The sequence below is a fragment of the Citrobacter tructae genome (genome assembly GCF_004684345.1).
Taxonomy (GTDB): Bacteria; Pseudomonadota; Gammaproteobacteria; order Enterobacterales; family Enterobacteriaceae; genus Citrobacter; species Citrobacter tructae.
The window spans coordinates 4,319,792-4,335,387 of sequence record NZ_CP038469.1 but is presented as its reverse complement, the minus strand read 5'-3'; the positions used below and the strand labels follow the sequence as shown (position 1 = coordinate 4,335,387).

9 protein-coding genes and 3 tRNA genes are annotated in these 15,596 nt (G+C 55.2%); 6 read left to right on the top strand and 6 right to left on the bottom strand.

Annotated elements, in window-relative coordinates:
- Positions 1-30: 30 nt before the first annotated feature.
- Together csdA and csdE are read left to right on the top strand one after the other, a co-directional pair.
- Positions 31-1,236: a cysteine desulfurase CsdA gene (gene csdA, locus E4Z61_RS21415; RefSeq protein ID WP_135324470.1), complete on the top strand. Its 1,206-nt coding sequence runs from the start codon at positions 31-33 to the stop codon at positions 1,234-1,236.
- Positions 1,236-1,682 carry a cysteine desulfurase sulfur acceptor subunit CsdE gene (gene csdE / locus E4Z61_RS21410; RefSeq protein ID WP_135324469.1) on the top strand — a complete coding sequence of 149 codons (447 nt, stop codon included), beginning with the start codon at positions 1,236-1,238 and terminating at the stop codon, positions 1,680-1,682. The genes csdA and csdE overlap by 1 nt, the downstream gene beginning before the upstream one ends.
- 36 nt (positions 1,683-1,718) lie before the next feature.
- Here the strand turns inward: csdE and tcdA are convergent, their stop codons facing one another.
- On the bottom strand, positions 1,719-2,525 hold the full coding sequence (gene tcdA, locus E4Z61_RS21405; protein WP_135324468.1) for a tRNA cyclic N6-threonylcarbamoyladenosine(37) synthase TcdA: 807 nt from the start codon (positions 2,523-2,525) through the stop codon (positions 1,719-1,721).
- A gap of 93 nt (positions 2,526-2,618) precedes the next feature.
- Positions 2,619-3,716 (bottom strand): murein transglycosylase A, encoded by a 1,098-nt coding sequence (gene mltA, locus E4Z61_RS21400; protein ID WP_135324467.1) that lies wholly within the window; start codon positions 3,714-3,716, stop codon positions 2,619-2,621.
- 204 nt (positions 3,717-3,920) lie between these two features.
- Here mltA and E4Z61_RS21395 point away from each other — a divergent pair.
- From E4Z61_RS21395 to E4Z61_RS21385, 3 genes are all read left to right on the top strand, one after another.
- Positions 3,921-3,997, top strand: a tRNA-Met gene (locus tag E4Z61_RS21395).
- Positions 3,998-4,152: 155 nt separating this feature from the next.
- Positions 4,153-4,229 (top strand) — tRNA-Met (locus tag E4Z61_RS21390).
- Between the two features lie 43 nt (positions 4,230-4,272).
- Positions 4,273-4,349, top strand: a tRNA-Met gene (locus tag E4Z61_RS21385).
- A gap of 74 nt (positions 4,350-4,423) precedes the next feature.
- Here the strand turns inward: E4Z61_RS21385 and amiC are convergent.
- A complete protein-coding gene (amiC, locus tag E4Z61_RS21380) occupies positions 4,424-5,677 on the bottom strand; it encodes an N-acetylmuramoyl-L-alanine amidase AmiC (protein ID WP_135324466.1) in 1,254 nt (417 codons plus the stop codon).
- Positions 5,678-5,911: 234 nt separating this feature from the next.
- Between amiC and argA the strand changes: the two genes are divergently transcribed.
- Positions 5,912-7,243, top strand: coding sequence for an amino-acid N-acetyltransferase (gene argA, locus E4Z61_RS21375; RefSeq protein WP_135324465.1), 1,332 nt, complete (start codon positions 5,912-5,914; stop codon positions 7,241-7,243).
- A 47-nt stretch (positions 7,244-7,290) separates the two neighbouring features.
- On the opposite strand, the gene recD is transcribed toward argA, so the two are convergent.
- The 3 genes from recD to ptrA are packed head-to-tail and all read right to left on the bottom strand — an operon-like array spanning position 7,291 to position 15,543.
- The gene (gene recD, locus E4Z61_RS21370) at positions 7,291-9,120 is read right to left on the bottom strand and encodes an exodeoxyribonuclease V subunit alpha (protein WP_135324464.1); all 1,830 of its coding nucleotides are present in this window, start codon (positions 9,118-9,120) and stop codon (positions 7,291-7,293) included.
- Positions 9,120-12,662, bottom strand: a complete 3,543-nt coding sequence (gene recB / locus E4Z61_RS21365) for an exodeoxyribonuclease V subunit beta (RefSeq protein WP_135324463.1) — start codon at positions 12,660-12,662, stop codon at positions 9,120-9,122. Before recB ends, recD begins: the two co-directional genes overlap by 1 nt.
- Entirely contained in the window at positions 12,655-15,543 is a 2,889-nt protein-coding gene (gene ptrA / locus E4Z61_RS21360) for a pitrilysin (protein ID WP_135324462.1), read from the bottom strand. Before ptrA ends, recB begins: the two co-directional genes overlap by 8 nt.
- Positions 15,544-15,596: the final 53 nt, after the last annotated feature.

Below are 15,596 nucleotides of genomic sequence, written 5' to 3'. Positions count from 1 at the left end.
CACGATCGGTTTATTGAACTGAGGAATACCATGAACGCTTTTAACCCCGCGCAGTTTCGCGCACAGTTTCCCGCGCTCAGCGATGCTGGCGTCTATCTCGATAGCGCCGCAACAGCGTTGAAACCACAGGCTGTGATTGATGCCACTCACCAGTTTTATAGCCTGAGCGCCGGTAACGTCCATCGCAGCCAGTTTGCACAAGCCCAACGCCTGACCGCCCGCTATGAAGCTGCGCGGGAGAAAGCCGCACGCCTGATCAACGCGCCGGATGACAAAACCATCGTCTGGACCCGCGGCACAACAGAGGCGATCAACATGGTGGCCCAAAGCTACGCGCGCCCGCGTTTACAGCCCGGCGATGAAATTATCGTTAGCGTGGCAGAACATCACGCCAACCTGGTTCCCTGGTTGATGGTCGCCCAGCAAACCGGGGCGAAGATCGTCAGGCTCCCACTTAATGCCCAGTTACTTCCTGACGTTAAGCGTTTACCCGAACTCATCACCCCACGCAGTCGCATACTGGCGCTGGGACAAATGTCTAACGTCACTGGCGGCTGCCCGGATTTAGCGCGCGCCGTTGCGCTTGCCCACACGGCAGGTATGGTAGTGATGGTGGATGGCGCCCAGGGCGTGGTGCATTTTCCCGCAGACGTGCAGCAGTTGGATATTGATTTCTATGCCTTCTCGGGCCACAAGCTGTACGGCCCAACCGGTATCGGCGTGCTATACGGCAAGCCAGAACTGTTGGAAGCCATGTCGCCGTGGCTCGGCGGCGGCAAGATGATTAGCGAAGTCAGTTTTGAAGGATTCACCACGCAGGCGGCACCGTGGAAGCTGGAGGCAGGAACGCCTAACGTGGCTGGAGTCATCGGCCTGAGCGCGGCGCTGGAATGGCTGGCGGATATCGACATCGTACAGGCCGAAAACTGGAGCCGTGGCCTGGCAACACTGGCTGAAGATGCGCTGGCGAAGCGCCCGGGATTCCGTTCCTTCCGCTGCCAGGACTCCAGCCTGTTAGCCTTTGACTTCGCCGGGGTACACCACAGCGATATGGTCACGCTACTGGCAGAATATGGCATCGCTTTGCGCGCAGGGCAGCACTGCGCACAGCCGCTGTTGGCAGAACTTGGCGTATCAGGCACGCTGCGCGCCTCATTTGCACCTTATAATAGCCGGAGTGATGTGGATGCGTTGGTCACGGCCGTTGACCGCGCGCTGGAAATATTGGTGGATTAATGACAACTCCTCTGCTCGCCGAACACCCGTTTGGCACAACCGTAACCGAAGAGACGTTACGCAATACCTTTATCCCGCTCAGGCAGTGGGAAGATAAATATCGCCAGCTGATATTGCTGGGTAAGCAGCTTCCGGCCCTGCCGGATGCGCTGAAGGCGCAGGCAACAGAAATAGCCGGATGCGAGAACCGCGTCTGGCTGGGGTATACGCGACATGAAAATGGCACCCTGCATTTCTTCGGCGACAGCGAAGGACGTATCGTGCGCGGCCTGCTGGCGGTTTTACTCACCGCCGTTGAAGGCAAAACCGCCGCCGAGTTACAGACGCGTTCACCAATGGCGTTTTTTGATGAATTGGGTTTACGCGCACAGCTTAGCGCCTCTCGCAGCCAGGGGTTGAATGCGCTTAACGAAGCAATTCTTGAAGCCGCCCGAAAGAATGGATGATTTTTTGCCGGATTAGCGCCATCCGGCAAAAAATAACTACCCCTGACGCGCCGCCTTCGCCATCATCTTCTTCAACGCGTGGGACACGGCAACAAAGCCAAAGGTCGCGGTCACCATGGTGGCTGCGCCAAACCCAGACGCGCAATCCATACGTTTAGGCCCTTCCGCTGTCGCTTTCATCGCACATACCGAGCCATCTGCCTGCGGGTAAACCAGCGCCTCGGTCGAAAACACGCAGTCCACGCCCAGCTTGCCTTTGCTGTTCTTCACCACGCCAAAATCGCTTTTCAGCCTCTCACGCAGCTTTGCCGCCAGCGGATCCTGGATAGTTTTTGCCAAATCAACCACCTGAATCTGCGTCGGATCAATCTGTCCCCCCGCGCCACCGGTGGTGACCAGAGGAATTTTATTGCGCCGACAGTAAGCAATCAGCGCGGCCTTCGGGCGCACGCTGTCGATAGCATCAATGACATACGAAAAGCCCGCGTTCATATACTCTGCAACGTTATCCGGCGTGATAAAGTCGTCGACAACATTAACCCGACACTCCGGGTTAATCTGGCGAATACGCTCAGCCATCACGTCAGCCTTTGCCTGCCCGACGGTATCTCGCAGAGCATGGATTTGACGGTTGGTATTGGTGACGCACACATCATCCATATCGATGAGCGTAATGGCGCCAATACCGGTACGCGCCAGCGCTTCCGCCGCCCACGACCCCACGCCGCCAATTCCGACTACACAAACGTGCGATTGCGCAAACAGCTGCAGCGCATTTTCGCCGTACAGACGCGCGGTACCGCCAAAACGCTGACGCCAGGCATCACTTATCACAACAGACATACGACCTCAGAATAGAAACAATAAGAGCAGTAAGTGCCGGAAGCCGCTGGGCTGTTCCGGCCTACTCGATAATTTATAGCCGCCATCAGGCAATTAACCGCTAAACACGTTCCCCGCGCTGGAGCCGCTTTTCAGCACCCAAACGCGACCATAGTGATTATACCAGCCAGCGCGATGTCCGGCGTCGGCACCAATGCCCTGATAGATATCAAAGTGCTGTCCTTTGATGGCCCCACCGACATCCAATGCCACCATCAGGCGCAGTTCATACTGACCGGTAAATTTCCCGTTATTATCCAGCAGCGGGACCTCTGCCAGTAACGTCGTACCAGCAGGAATAATACTGCGGTCAGAGGCAACCGATGCGCGGCCAATCAGCGGCACTGCGCTGGCACCTTTGACCGGGGCATAAGATTGTGGCTTAAAGAAGACGAACGACGGGTTTTGCTCCAGCAACTCACGCACTTCAGCCTCGCTGTGCGTTTCGCCCCAGTGGCGGATCGCCTGCATCGACATATCTTCTTTCTTCACTTCGCCACGATCGATCAATACTTTACCTATACTGCGGTAGGCATGACCGTTTTTCCCGGCATAGCTAAAGAAGTTAAGTGGGCTGCCATCGCCAAAGTCGATATAGCCGCTGCCCTGGACATCCATAATGAAGTTATCCATCAGGGAGTTGCTGTACGCCAGAATATAGCTGTCACTCAGCGCACCCGCGTAGATTTCCGCGCGGGAAGGTAAACGTCCGCGTTTTGGTGGCATACGATAGATAGGGTACTGAAATTCCCCCTGGCGCGTATGGCGCGCCTGGATGACTGGCGTGTAGTAGCCGGTAAACTGGACGTTGCCATAGTTATCCGCCCCTTCCATTTGCCAGGCATCAATACCAAACTGACGCATACTGCGCGTATCACCGCCCGCACGTAACCACTCCTGGATAGCGTTGTAGACGTTGCTCTGATTGCCATATAAACGCGGTGAGGAACTGCGGATCTGGTTTATCTGCTCGGCAAAATCACCGGCATTGATGGGTGCGCCAACCGCATCGGGCTGGTTCACCAGTGAGAAAGGCTGGGTCAATTTCCCGTCTTTATACTGCTGCCCACGATCGGTGGGTTTAGAGGAACACGCGGCGAGCATCACGACTACCGCCCCCGTCAGAAGATATTTTGCCCAACGTCCTTTCATTATTCTCGTCTTAAGTTGCCTGAATGCGAGATGAAGATAACAAACCCCTGAACCTAATGAAATGCGAATACATACCTCAAGGCAAATTTTGAGCAAAAAATAGACCGAAATGCGTTGTTTTTGTTCATTTTCATCCTAAAACAGTGATCCACGTAAAAAAAGGTTGCATGAAAACGTTAGCGGAGTATAGTGCGCATCCACGGACGCGGGGTGGAGCAGCCTGGTAGCTCGTCGGGCTCATAACCCGAAGGTCGTCAGTTCAAATCTGGCCCCCGCAACCAATTAAAATCAGAAGCAGTAACGTTTCTGCAAAGCAGTTCGAAACACAGGAAGGCGGCGACGCAGTGAATTCTTTGGAACTTACATCGGTAAGTGACTGGGATGAACGAGGAAAGCCAACGTACATGTGATTTGAAATGCGCAGCAGAAAGACGGACGCGGGGTGGAGCAGCCTGGTAGCTCGTCGGGCTCATAACCCGAAGGTCGTCGGTTCAAATCCGGCCCCCGCAACCAATACAATCTGATGCAAGTTTACTCGATGAAGAGTAAAGACGGACGCGGGGTGGAGCAGCCTGGTAGCTCGTCGGGCTCATAACCCGAAGGTCGTCGGTTCAAATCCGGCCCCCGCAACCAACACATTGAACACCCTGACGGGTGTTTTTTTGTTTCTACGGTCCGTAAAAAAAGCGCTTTTCAGCGCTTTTTTGTTATCCCCTTCTTGCCAGCGTTGCCCCATCGGCAAAATACGCTTTGATCCCAGCCAAAATCGACTCAGCCACTTCCTGCTGGAACGTCGCCGTTTTCAGTTTCCGCTCTTCTTCAACGTTACTGATAAACGCCGTTTCCACGAGGATAGACGGAATATCCGGTGCTTTCAGCACCGCAAACCCAGCCTGTTCAACCTGATTCTTATGCAGATTATTAACCTTACCGAGCTTATTCAGTACCGCTTTACCAAACTTCAGGCTGTCGGCGATAGTCAATGACTGCACCATATCGAACATGGTGTGGTCGACATAGCGGTCACCACTCTTGCTGACGCCGCCAATTAAATCTGAGGCGTTCTGGGTTTGTGCCAGAAATTTTGCAGCCGTACTGGTCGCGCCTTTGGTGGAAAGTGCAAATACCGACGAACCGCTGGGCTGTCGACTGGTAAACGCATCGGCGTGAATAGAGACAAACAGATCGGCGCGCTGTTTCTGGGCTTTAGCCACACGCACCTTCAGCGGAATAAAGATATCCTCATTACGCGTCATAAAGACCTTCATATTGCCTTCTTTCTCAATCAGCGCGCGCAGGCGACGGGCAATCTGTAGCACCACATCTTTTTCACGCGTCTTGTATTTCCCCACGGCACCGGAGTCTTCTCCTCCGTGCCCAGGGTCAAGCATAATGACAATCGGACGATCGCGCCCCGCTTTACCCGGTTGCGGACCACTTTGCGCAGGCGGCACCTGTTTATCCAAATCGCCCTTGTTGTAATCTTCAAGCAACGCCAGCAGAGGATCCTGTACATCCTGGGCATTGGCCGGATAGAGATCCATCACCAGACGTTCTTTAAAGCCCGCCACCGGCGCCAGCGCAAAAAGCTGCGGCTTCACATTTTGCTTCAGCTCAAACACCATCCGCACAGTCTGCGGGTCAAACTGTCCGACTCGTGCCGACTTAATGTACGGATCGTCAGGGCGAATCTGCGTCCCAATACCCTTGAGCACCGAGTTCAGATTAACGCCTTCAATATCCACAACTACACGCTCAGGATTACTCAGGGCAAACTGTTTGTATTTCAGCAGACGGTTGGATTCTACCGTGACGCGGGTATAGCTGGACGCAGGCCATATACGCACCGCAACGACCTGACTGACGGCGGCCAGACCGACCTGGCTAACGCTCAAAAGCCACATAGCACCCGCACCTTTCAGTAAACGGCGGCGACTGATTGCTGAATTGGATCCCGACATGCTTCTCCCGAGCAAAAGAAATCTATATTGAGGTAATACATAAAACGTCCGAATTGACCGGAAACTTTAACGAATGACGCATAATCTGTCATCAACAAAAGGGTAAACATTCTTTTTATATTCACGGCATTACTGAGAAAAATCTTTCACAGGGATAAAAATTACGCTTGCGCAAAGCGCAAAAACAGAATAAAAATACACAAATTACGAATAATCATGCAATAGAGGTGTGCCGTGGTGAAGGAGCGTAGAACCGAGCTGGTACAGGGATTCCGCCATTCTGTTCCCTATATCAATACCCATCGGGGAAAAACGTTTGTCATTATGCTGGGCGGCGAAGCCATCGAGCATGAAAACTTTTCCAGTATCGTCAATGATATTGGGCTCCTTCATAGCCTCGGCATTCGCCTTGTCGTGGTCTATGGCGCACGGCCACAGATTGATGCCAACCTTGCTGCGCATCATCATGAACCGGTGTACCACAAAAATACACGCGTTACCGATGCCAAAACGCTGGAACTGGTCAAGCAGGCGGCAGGTTTGCTCCAGCTCGATATTACCGCCCGCCTGTCCATGAGCCTGAACAATACGCCACTGCAGGGCGCGCACATCAACGTAGTCAGCGGTAATTTTATTATTTCCCAACCGTTGGGCGTGGATGACGGCGTTGATTACTGCCACAGCGGGCGCATTCGTCGTATTGATGAAGAGGCGATTCACCGCCAACTGGACAGCGGTGCTATTGTTCTGATGGGACCGGTCGCCGTTTCCGTGACCGGCGAGAGCTTTAATCTGACTTCAGAAGAGGTCGCCACCCAACTGGCGATCAAACTGAAAGCGGAAAAGATGATCGGCTTTTGCTCCTCCCAGGGGGTCACCAACGATGATGGCGATATTATTTCCGAACTGTTCCCCAACGAGGCCCAGGCGCGCGTTGAAGCACAGGAAGAGATCGGCGATTACAGCTCCGGCACCGTGCGCTTCCTGCGTGGTGCGGTCAAAGCCTGTCGCAGTGGAGTGCGCCGCTGCCATCTGATTAGCTATCAGGAAGACGGTGCGCTGTTGCAGGAACTGTTCTCACGCGATGGGATCGGGACACAAATTGTGATGGAGAGTGCCGAGCAGATCCGACGCGCGACCATCAATGATATCGGTGGAATTCTGGAACTAATCCGCCCGCTGGAGCAGCAAGGTATTCTGGTTCGCCGTTCCCGCGAGCAGTTGGAAATGGAAATCGACAAGTTCACCATAATTCAGCGCGATAACCTGACCATCGCCTGTGCAGCCCTGTACCCTTTCCCGGAAGAAAGAATTGGCGAAATGGCCTGCGTGGCGGTACATCCTGACTATCGTAGCTCATCGCGTGGCGAAGTTTTGCTGGAGCGGATCGCCGTGCAGGCCCGGCAAATGGGGCTTAGCAAGCTGTTCGTGCTGACCACGCGCAGTATTCACTGGTTCCAGGAGCGCGGCTTCACCCCGGTCGATATCGACCTGCTGCCGGAAAGCAAAAAAGAGATGTACAACTACCAGCGGCGTTCAAAAGTGCTGATGGCGGATCTGGGATAATCTCTGTTGCCGGATGGCGGCATAAATGCTTTATCCGGCACATTGTCCTACAGACCGTCATTAAACAACGCCGACAGCCCGCTACGGCGTTCGGTGCGGATGGCGACTGCCGCATTTAATATCCGCTCATCGGCGTACAGCGACAGACGGCGGCGCGCGCGGGTAATAGCGGTGTAAACCAGCTCACGGGTGACAACGGGCGAGTGCTGGTTGGGTAAAATCAACGCTGCATGATCGAACTCAGACCCTTGCGATTTGTGCACCGTCATCGCCCAAGTGGTTTCATGTTCCGGCAAACGGCTGGGCTGCACCGACTTGATGGAGCCATCCGGCAGTGCGAACCATACTCGCAGACCCTGACCGCGATCGAGCGCAATCCCGATATCACCGTTAAACAACCCCAGCGAACTGTCATTACGCGCAATCATCACCGGCCGCCCCTCGTACCAGCGGGTATGCGCAGAACGGTGAATTTTACGTTTTTGTACCATCAGCTGTTCAATACGTTCATTCAGTCCGCTTACGCCGAATGGCCCCTCGCGCAGTGCGCACAGCAGCTGGTATTCATTGAATGCCTGAATGACGGCATCCGGCTCTGCGCCTTCGCGCAGCATATCCAGGTAGCGACCATATCCGCCTAGCGCCTCATCAAGCATGGCGGCATAGTCGTCACCGCTGTGCAATGTGCGTTTTTCGATATCGTTAAACCCCTGCTGGAAGACGGCTTTTAGCGCGGCCTTATCACCGCGATTAATCGCCGACGCCAGCTGGCCGATACCGGAATCACTGCCAAAACGGTAGCTCTTTTGCAGCAGACAGAGGCTGTCACGCAAAGAGGCAGCCTGGGTTCCCGCGCCCGCCGGAATGACGCTGCCGGTCAGTCGGCTCAGCTGTTTTGCACGTTCAGGTGTAAACCCGGCATTCACAAAGGCACAGATATCCCCCAGCACCGCGCCCGCCTCAACGGAAGCAAGCTGATCGCGATCGCCAAGAAAAATCACCCGCCCGTGCGGCGGTAGCGCATCAATCAGGCGTGACATCATGGGTAAATCAATCATCGAAGCTTCATCCACCACCAGCACATCCAGATGCAGGGGGTTGCCAGCATGATGCCGCAGACGCTGGCTGCCGGGCTGAGCGCCCAATAACCGGTGCAACGTACTGGCATCATCCGGAATGCGTTTCTTTTGCTCATCGGTCAACGGCAGTTCACGCAGTGCCGTACCCAGCGATGCGGTCAGACGCGCCGCGGCTTTTCCCGTCGGTGCAGCCAGACGAATACGACAACGCTCGCCGTCAGTCATCTGAATCAATGCCGCCAGCAGCCTGGCTACCGTGGTGGTCTTCCCGGTTCCCGGACCGCCAGAGATGACCGATATACGGCGGGTCAGCGCCACCGCCGCCGCCACTTTTTGCCAGTTGACGCCCTCTTCAGTTCGCGGAAAAAGCACCCCCAGCGTCTGGGTTAACCGCGATTCGTCAACGTCGATGGCCTGGTTCACTTCGCTGAAAAAGCGGGCTACCGTGCGTTCGTTATTCCACATCCGGTTCAGGTACAGGCGATCGCCGAAAAGTACCAGCGGTGTGGGGCGCTCGCCACGGCTCACGGCCACAGAAGCCAGCAAGCATTCGGTCCAGTCTTCAGGCTCACCCGCTTCGCTCAGCCAGGTGCTCAGCAATGGGTGGGCGTCTTCGCGTAAGGATAAACGGGAAAGCGGTAGACAGACATGCCCCTCACCCGCTTCACGGCTGAGTAGCGCCGCCGCCAGCGTGACGGCGGGGTTGTCGTTGCCAGCCACCGCCAGCGCAAACTGGGCATCCAGCGCCCGGAGCTGCTTTTGTTCTACAGCCTCCAGTAATCGCGTATGGATTGTCATTACTTCTCCTCCAGTGCCGCACCGGCAAACATCTCGTCCATCAGCGCAACCAGCTCGCCATCCGGACGGGTCACGTAAATTCCCTGCTGCGGATTTTCGCTGTCAACGCCGCGCAGGAAGAGATAAATCACGCCGCCAAAATGGCGTTCATAGTCATAGTCTGCAATGCGGTGACGTAAATAGCGGTGCAGCGCCAAGGTATAAAGCTGATATTGCAGGTCATAGCGATGCGCCTGCATAGCAGCGGCCATCGCCTGCTGGGTGTAAGCGGCGCTATCTTCGCCCAGCCAGTTAGACTTGTAGTCGAGCAGGTAATAGCGCCCCTGATGACGGAACACCAGGTCGATAAACCCTTTCAGCATGCCGCGCACCTGCATAAAATCCAGCGGAGGGCAGCCCGCTGAGAGCGGATCATATTGGCGGATCAACGCATCCAGTTGACTGGCCATCAGCGGCTGCGAAATCGGCAGATAAAACTCCATCTCCACCTGTTTTTCATGCGCTGAAAGTGCGCTCAGGCTGACGCCGGTTTCGTTGAGCGGTGCCTGTAGAATGGCGTCCAGCCACTGGGTCAGAATCGGCTCCCAGTGCGCGTCATAGCCGCCGAGTGTGAGTTTTTCCTGCACCCAAAGCGGGTCTACCGGCTGGGTAAAATCAAGATCTTCAAACAAGCTATGCAAAAATGTTCCCGGCGACGCCCCGCGCGGGAACTGGTGCGGCGTGAGCCCGGACTCCACGATGGCTTCACCGACGCCTGCTGCATCGATGTCCAGTCGCGGGATCAGATCCTGCGCAATACCGTGACCGCGCTGTTGCAGACCGGAATAACTGGTGACGCGCCAGTTGTCGCCTGGCAGACGAGACAACGTCCGCGCGCTCAACGTTTCCTGGCGCTCTTCGGCAGAAAGCCAGCGTTCTGTATCCGGTTCTTCTGGGACCCGACAGGCAATATCGTCACTACAAAGCGCGTCAATTGCGGCGCGCAGTCCGGCAGCGTCCATCGGCTCGCCTTTTTGCAACAGACGGCCCAACGCGCTTTGATGCACATCGGTGTCGCCTTTTTTATCTCCCCGGCGACGCACCAGCGGCGCTACGCCAAGGCTGCAGTGCCATACCGAACGGGTCAATGCGACGTAAAGCAAGCGCAGGTCTTCCGCCAGACGCTCAACCTCGGCCAGCTCGACGCTCTCATCGGCCTGGCTGAGATCCAGTACCGCTTCAAACGAGCGCCGATCGTGATAAAACGCCTGATCTTGAACACGAAAATGCGTGATGAAAGGTAACCAGACCAGCGGATATTCCAGCCCTTTCGATTTGTGGATGGTAACGATTTTAACCAGGTGCTTATCGCTTTCCAGCCTGAGCTGCTGGCTGGACGCATTGCTGTCTGGCTCCAGGATATGCTGAGATAGCCAGCGAACCAGCGCATGTTCGCTTTCCAGCTGCGAGCCCGCTTCCTGTAACAGCTCGCTGATATGCAAAATATCGGTCAGGCGACGCTCGCCTCCCGCCGTTGCCAACAGGTTCTCCGCAATCTGACGCGCCGACATTAGCGATCGCAGCATCGGCATTACGCCGCGCTTGTGCCAGAGTTGCCGATAACCGTCGAACTCTTCGACCACCGCATCCCATGCTTGCTCATCATTATTGAGCGTTTCAATATCCTGCGCATTCAGCCCCATCATGGAGGTTGCCAGTGCGCTACGCAGCGTGTTTTCACGCTCCGGCGTCATCACCGCCTGTAATACCCACAGCAGCTCCTGCGCTTCGAGGGTATCAAAGACGCTGTCACGGTTGGAAAGATAGACGGATGGAATCGCCAGTTGCGTCAGCGCATCGCGGATTAACGCCGCCTCCTGGCGGCTGCGCACCAGCACGCTGATATCCGAAGCGCGTACCGGGCGCGATGTGTTAGCGCTCATCAGGAGCGCATCACCTGTATGCCCGGCTTTTAGCCAGTCACGAATTTGCGTCGCGCAAACCCGGGCCATGTAGCTCTGGTAGTCACCTACACCGCAACTTTCCCCTTCCATCAGCCACATGTTGATTGCCGGCTGCGTTTCACCATGCAGGACAAAGCGCAGCGACTGGTTTTTCTCAGCTGACTTCACCGGGCTAAAGGGGATTTCGCGGAACATAAAGGCGTCGTTCATCTGACGGAACAGTGTATTCACACCATTAACCATGCCAGGAGCCGAACGCCAGTTAGTGTCGAGCGTATAATGCGCGCTAACTTCGCTGCGCGCCTTCATATAGGTAAAAATATCCGCGCCGCGAAACGCGTAAATCGCCTGTTTGGGGTCACCAATCAGCAGCAGTGCGGTATCCGGCTGATGCTGCCAGATGCGGCGGAAAATGCGATATTGTTGCGGGTCGGTATCCTGGAACTCATCGATCATTGCCACCGGAAAACGGGTGCGGATGGCTGTCGCCAGCGCGTCACCGCTTTCGCTACGCAGCGCCGCATCCAGACGGCTGAGCATATCGTCAAAACCCAGTTCACCGCGTCGGCGTTTTTCTTCGGCTACCGTCTCGCGGATCTCCGCCAACGCCCGGGTAATCACCAGATCGCGGAGGGTCAACGGCTCGCCAAGCAGTTCATCAATAGCGACGAAAAGCGGGTGCTGCGGTGTTATGCCGCCTGTTTTGGTGCGCTCTTCTAAAAAACGCTGAGAGAATTTCTCCAGCGCATCAGGCAGCTGATAGCTTTGTGTTTCTTCCTGCGCCCAGGCGTTGATCTTTTCGATCCACTTGCCCTGATTACCCCGGTTAAATTTGCGTCGGTCGATTCCGGAGACTTCAAGCAGACCATCCAGCTCTTCAACGGAATCACGCCATTGCTGCTTGATCTGGTTGATACGCGCGAGGATTTTTTCGTGCCGGGATGCCAGCGTTTCGTCTGCCGACGGTGGTGATTTAATGACCGGCGCTTCTCCCTGCAGATAGCGATCGATATCCCTTAGCAGCGCCTGCGGCCCTTTCCACGTTTCAAAAATCACCTGCGCAATGTCACGGGGCAGCGGGTAGCAATGCCGACGCCAGAAGTCTGCGCAGGCCTGATAACGCAGCAGTGATTCATCTTCAATCAGCTGTTGTTCGAACAGCATGCCGGACTCAAAAGCGTTGAGACTGAGCATACGCTGACAAAAACCGTGGATGGTAAAAACCGCCGCTTCATCCATCTGTCTTTCAGCCAGCAACAGCCACTGCGCGGCCTGCTTTTTATCGGCAATTTCATCTAACAGACGGGCGTAAAGCGGGTTATCGGTGGTTTCGCGCAGGCAGGCAATGCGCAGTTCATGGATGTTGCTACGAATACGACCGCGCAGCTCTTCAGTAGCCGCCTCCGTAAAGGTGACTACTAACAGTTCTTCGACGGTCAGCGGACGGGGAAAGGCGGCAGAGCCGCCCAGTCCAAGCAGTAAACGTAAATACAGGGCGGCGATGGTAAAGGTTTTACCGGTGCCTGCGGAGGCTTCAATCAGGCGCTCGCCCGTCAGGGGCAAGCGGAGAGGATCAAGGGACTCAGCGGCATCATTCATTCTTTTCACTCATCAGGGGTAAGGTTTGCTGCAACGCGCTGACGGTCTGCCACACTTTCCAGCCTTCCGGGCGCACATATTCTGCTTTCCCGTTCTGACTGCCGGAAACCTGTGACAGTATCGCCATGCCTTGCGGCTCAACCACCGCCTGATGGAAGAAATCGGCAAGCTTTTGCGGCGTCAGCAGTTTAATCTGAGCCACGATTTTATCACGTGAATCGAAGCGCATATTACCCCGATCGAAATCTTTGCTTAATTGTGAGGCCTCTGCCCCCAGCGTTTGCGGTGCCTGCAGCATTTGCGCAATGATGGCCTGTTGAATTTGCGCAAACTCATCGGCTTTCATCGCCCGCAGCTTCGCTTCCGCCGTGGGGAAGAATGCCTTGTAGCGTTCCCACAGATAAGACGGCTGCTTGTCACTGCTTTGCAGCAGGAAGCCCATCCCCCACTGGCGGCCTACGCTGATCGGGAAGGCAAATACGGCGTAGCCCAACTGCTCTTCAGTACGCAGTTGATTGTAGAACCACGGCTGCACAATCTGCCCTAACATGGCGCTGTAGGCTGAGCTGGTGTATTCGTCGTAACCGGTTGGCACAAATACCGCCGCCAGCGCAGAGTCCGTGCTGCTGCCCGCTTTTTTAAAGATAACGGACTGCTTTTTGTCTACGACAACATCTTTATTGCGACACCACTCTGAGCCGTTGGCACCCAGTTGCTTCTGGATATCCCGCGCCATGGCCTTCGCCTGCGTCTCGCTCATATTGCCAATCACGAGGAATTCAGGGCGCGCCCCGGCTTTTAACGTGTCGCGGTAGGTCATCACCTCGTTTAAGGTAATGGCCGGCAGCAGCTTACGCCGTTCATCGCGTGAGAAGTACGGCACCTGAGAAAGCATTTGTACCGGCATAATCGCCTGGTCGTAGGCTTTGCCTTTCTCCGCGGAGTCCATCATCTGCGCGTACCAGGATTTCGCCTGTTCCAGCTGTTCTTCCGTAGAGGTATAGCTGAAATAACCGCTCAACAGCGCCTGAAAAAGCTGCGGTAAACGTTGGGTATAGCCGTTAGCATTGAGCATCAAGCCGTTATTGGCGTTGGTTGAGAAGCCAATGCCCCCCACCGCAGCCTGATTGCTTAACTGGTCGAGCGCAATGCCGGCCAGGTAATCGTTAAGCGCGAATAGCACCTGGTTTTTGGCGCTGTCCATCGCCTTCGGGTTACGCAGTATCACGCTGACGTCAGCCTTCGGCTCACTGGCAAAATACTGGCTCGGTGCATACACCACGCGTAAATCCGGCTCATCAATGATCAGATCCGGGCGCGCATATTTTTTATCCGCCTTGATAAGCGTGAAATCGTCCGGAATATAGGGGTTCAGTTCAGGTAAGGACAAAGCAATACCCTGCGCTTTTTGCTGCCAGTCGGCGAAGGTTTTTTCGCTGATTTTATCGACCTGGTAAGGCGCATCGACAAAGTAAGCTGTTTTGTTGTGCGGCTCTTTCGGGCTGATGTACCAGATACGCGCATTTTGCGGCGTCATCATCGCCAGGCGCTGTTGCACGGCTTTCGCATCGTACTGGTCGGCGATATTCACCGCATCCAGCGTATGTTCCACGGGAACGCGGATCATGGTGTCAGCCAGCCATTCCACATAGTCCATATCACGGGTAATTGAAGGATAGCGGAAGTCGAGATCCAGCACGTGCGCCAGTTCGTCGAAATAACGTTTATCGACGCCTTTTTCGCGTAACAGGTTGAGATAGCTAAAGATGGCAGCGACCACTTCATCGCGATTCGCGAGGCCTTTATCGGTCAAGGTCGCGGAAATGGCTAATACGCCGCTGTTACCGTTGACCACCGGGTCAGAGTCCGCACGGATGCCTTCCACCAGCCCCTGCTTTTGCAGCCAGTCAGACAAGGTTCCAGGACTGCGATTGCCAATCAGGTAAGTCACCAGTTCATCGGTTTTACTACGAAACTGTGCGCTGTTGTTATCAATACGAAACTCGACGCGCAGCACTTTACGCGGCATCGCCGGGACATAATGGATAATGATGCCCTTTTGAGCGTCGGTGACGACCGGGACGGTAATTTCCGGTTTTTCGATATTTTTATTCGGCACCCGCCCAAAGGTGTCAGCGGCTATCCGTGCCAGTTCTGGCAGCGGCTTATTGCTGTAAATCACCGCCTTCATCAAATTTGCGGAGTAGTACTTTTCATGAAACGTCTGTAAAGCCTGCAACACCGGATTACCCGGCTTGTCGCTCAGTGTTTGCAGATTTCCGCCGGAGAAGCGCGAACCCGGGTGCGCCGGGTTGATGGTTTCTGCGCTCACCTGCGCCATGCGCATACCGTCACGAGTACGCGCAAGCGTCAGCTCCGAGTTAACGGCGTTGCGCTCACGATCGGCATATTTTTTATCCAGCAACGGATCGGCAATGGCATCCGCCAGACGATCCACCGCACCAACAAGCGCGTCGTTTTCAACTTCGAGATAGAAAGCCGTGCGATAAGGCGCCGTGCTGGCATTATGGCTACCGCCGTGCATTTTCAGGAACTCAGACAGACTGTCCGGCTGCGGGTATTTTTTCGAGCCCATCAGGCACATGTGTTCGAGGTAATGCGCCAGCCCCTGGTGATCGTCGGGATCTTCCAGAGACCCAACGGGCACCACCAGTGCGGAAAGAGATTTCACGGCCTGAGGATCGGATACCAGCAAGACGACCATGCCATTATCCAAACGCACGGCCTGATACTGGCGGGTATCTTTATCGCTTTTACGGATGGTTTCAGCTAAGGGCTGCCAACCGGTATCTGCCTGACTTACGGGCGCCCAAAGGGCGACGAACAACAGTATTGCGCTGAACCAGGTGCTGCGGGGCATTCACAAACCTCATCATTAACGTATTCACCTGTTCACAGCAAACGACGCATAAA

Coding starts and splice junctions, on each gene's coding strand:
- recD (WP_135324464.1), bottom strand. CDS start 9,120: ATGACAATCCATACGCGATTACTGGAGGCTGTAGAACAAAAGCAGCTC.
- csdA (WP_135324470.1), top strand. CDS start 31: ATGAACGCTTTTAACCCCGCGCAGTTTCGCGCACAGTTTCCCGCGCTC.
- csdE (WP_135324469.1), top strand. CDS start 1,236: ATGACAACTCCTCTGCTCGCCGAACACCCGTTTGGCACAACCGTAACC.
- mltA (WP_135324467.1), bottom strand. CDS start 3,716: ATGAAAGGACGTTGGGCAAAATATCTTCTGACGGGGGCGGTAGTCGTG.
- ptrA (WP_135324462.1), bottom strand. CDS start 15,543: ATGCCCCGCAGCACCTGGTTCAGCGCAATACTGTTGTTCGTCGCCCTT.
- tcdA (WP_135324468.1), bottom strand. CDS start 2,525: ATGTCTGTTGTGATAAGTGATGCCTGGCGTCAGCGTTTTGGCGGTACC.
- amiC (WP_135324466.1), bottom strand. CDS start 5,677: ATGTCGGGATCCAATTCAGCAATCAGTCGCCGCCGTTTACTGAAAGGT.
- recB (WP_135324463.1), bottom strand. CDS start 12,662: ATGAATGATGCCGCTGAGTCCCTTGATCCTCTCCGCTTGCCCCTGACG.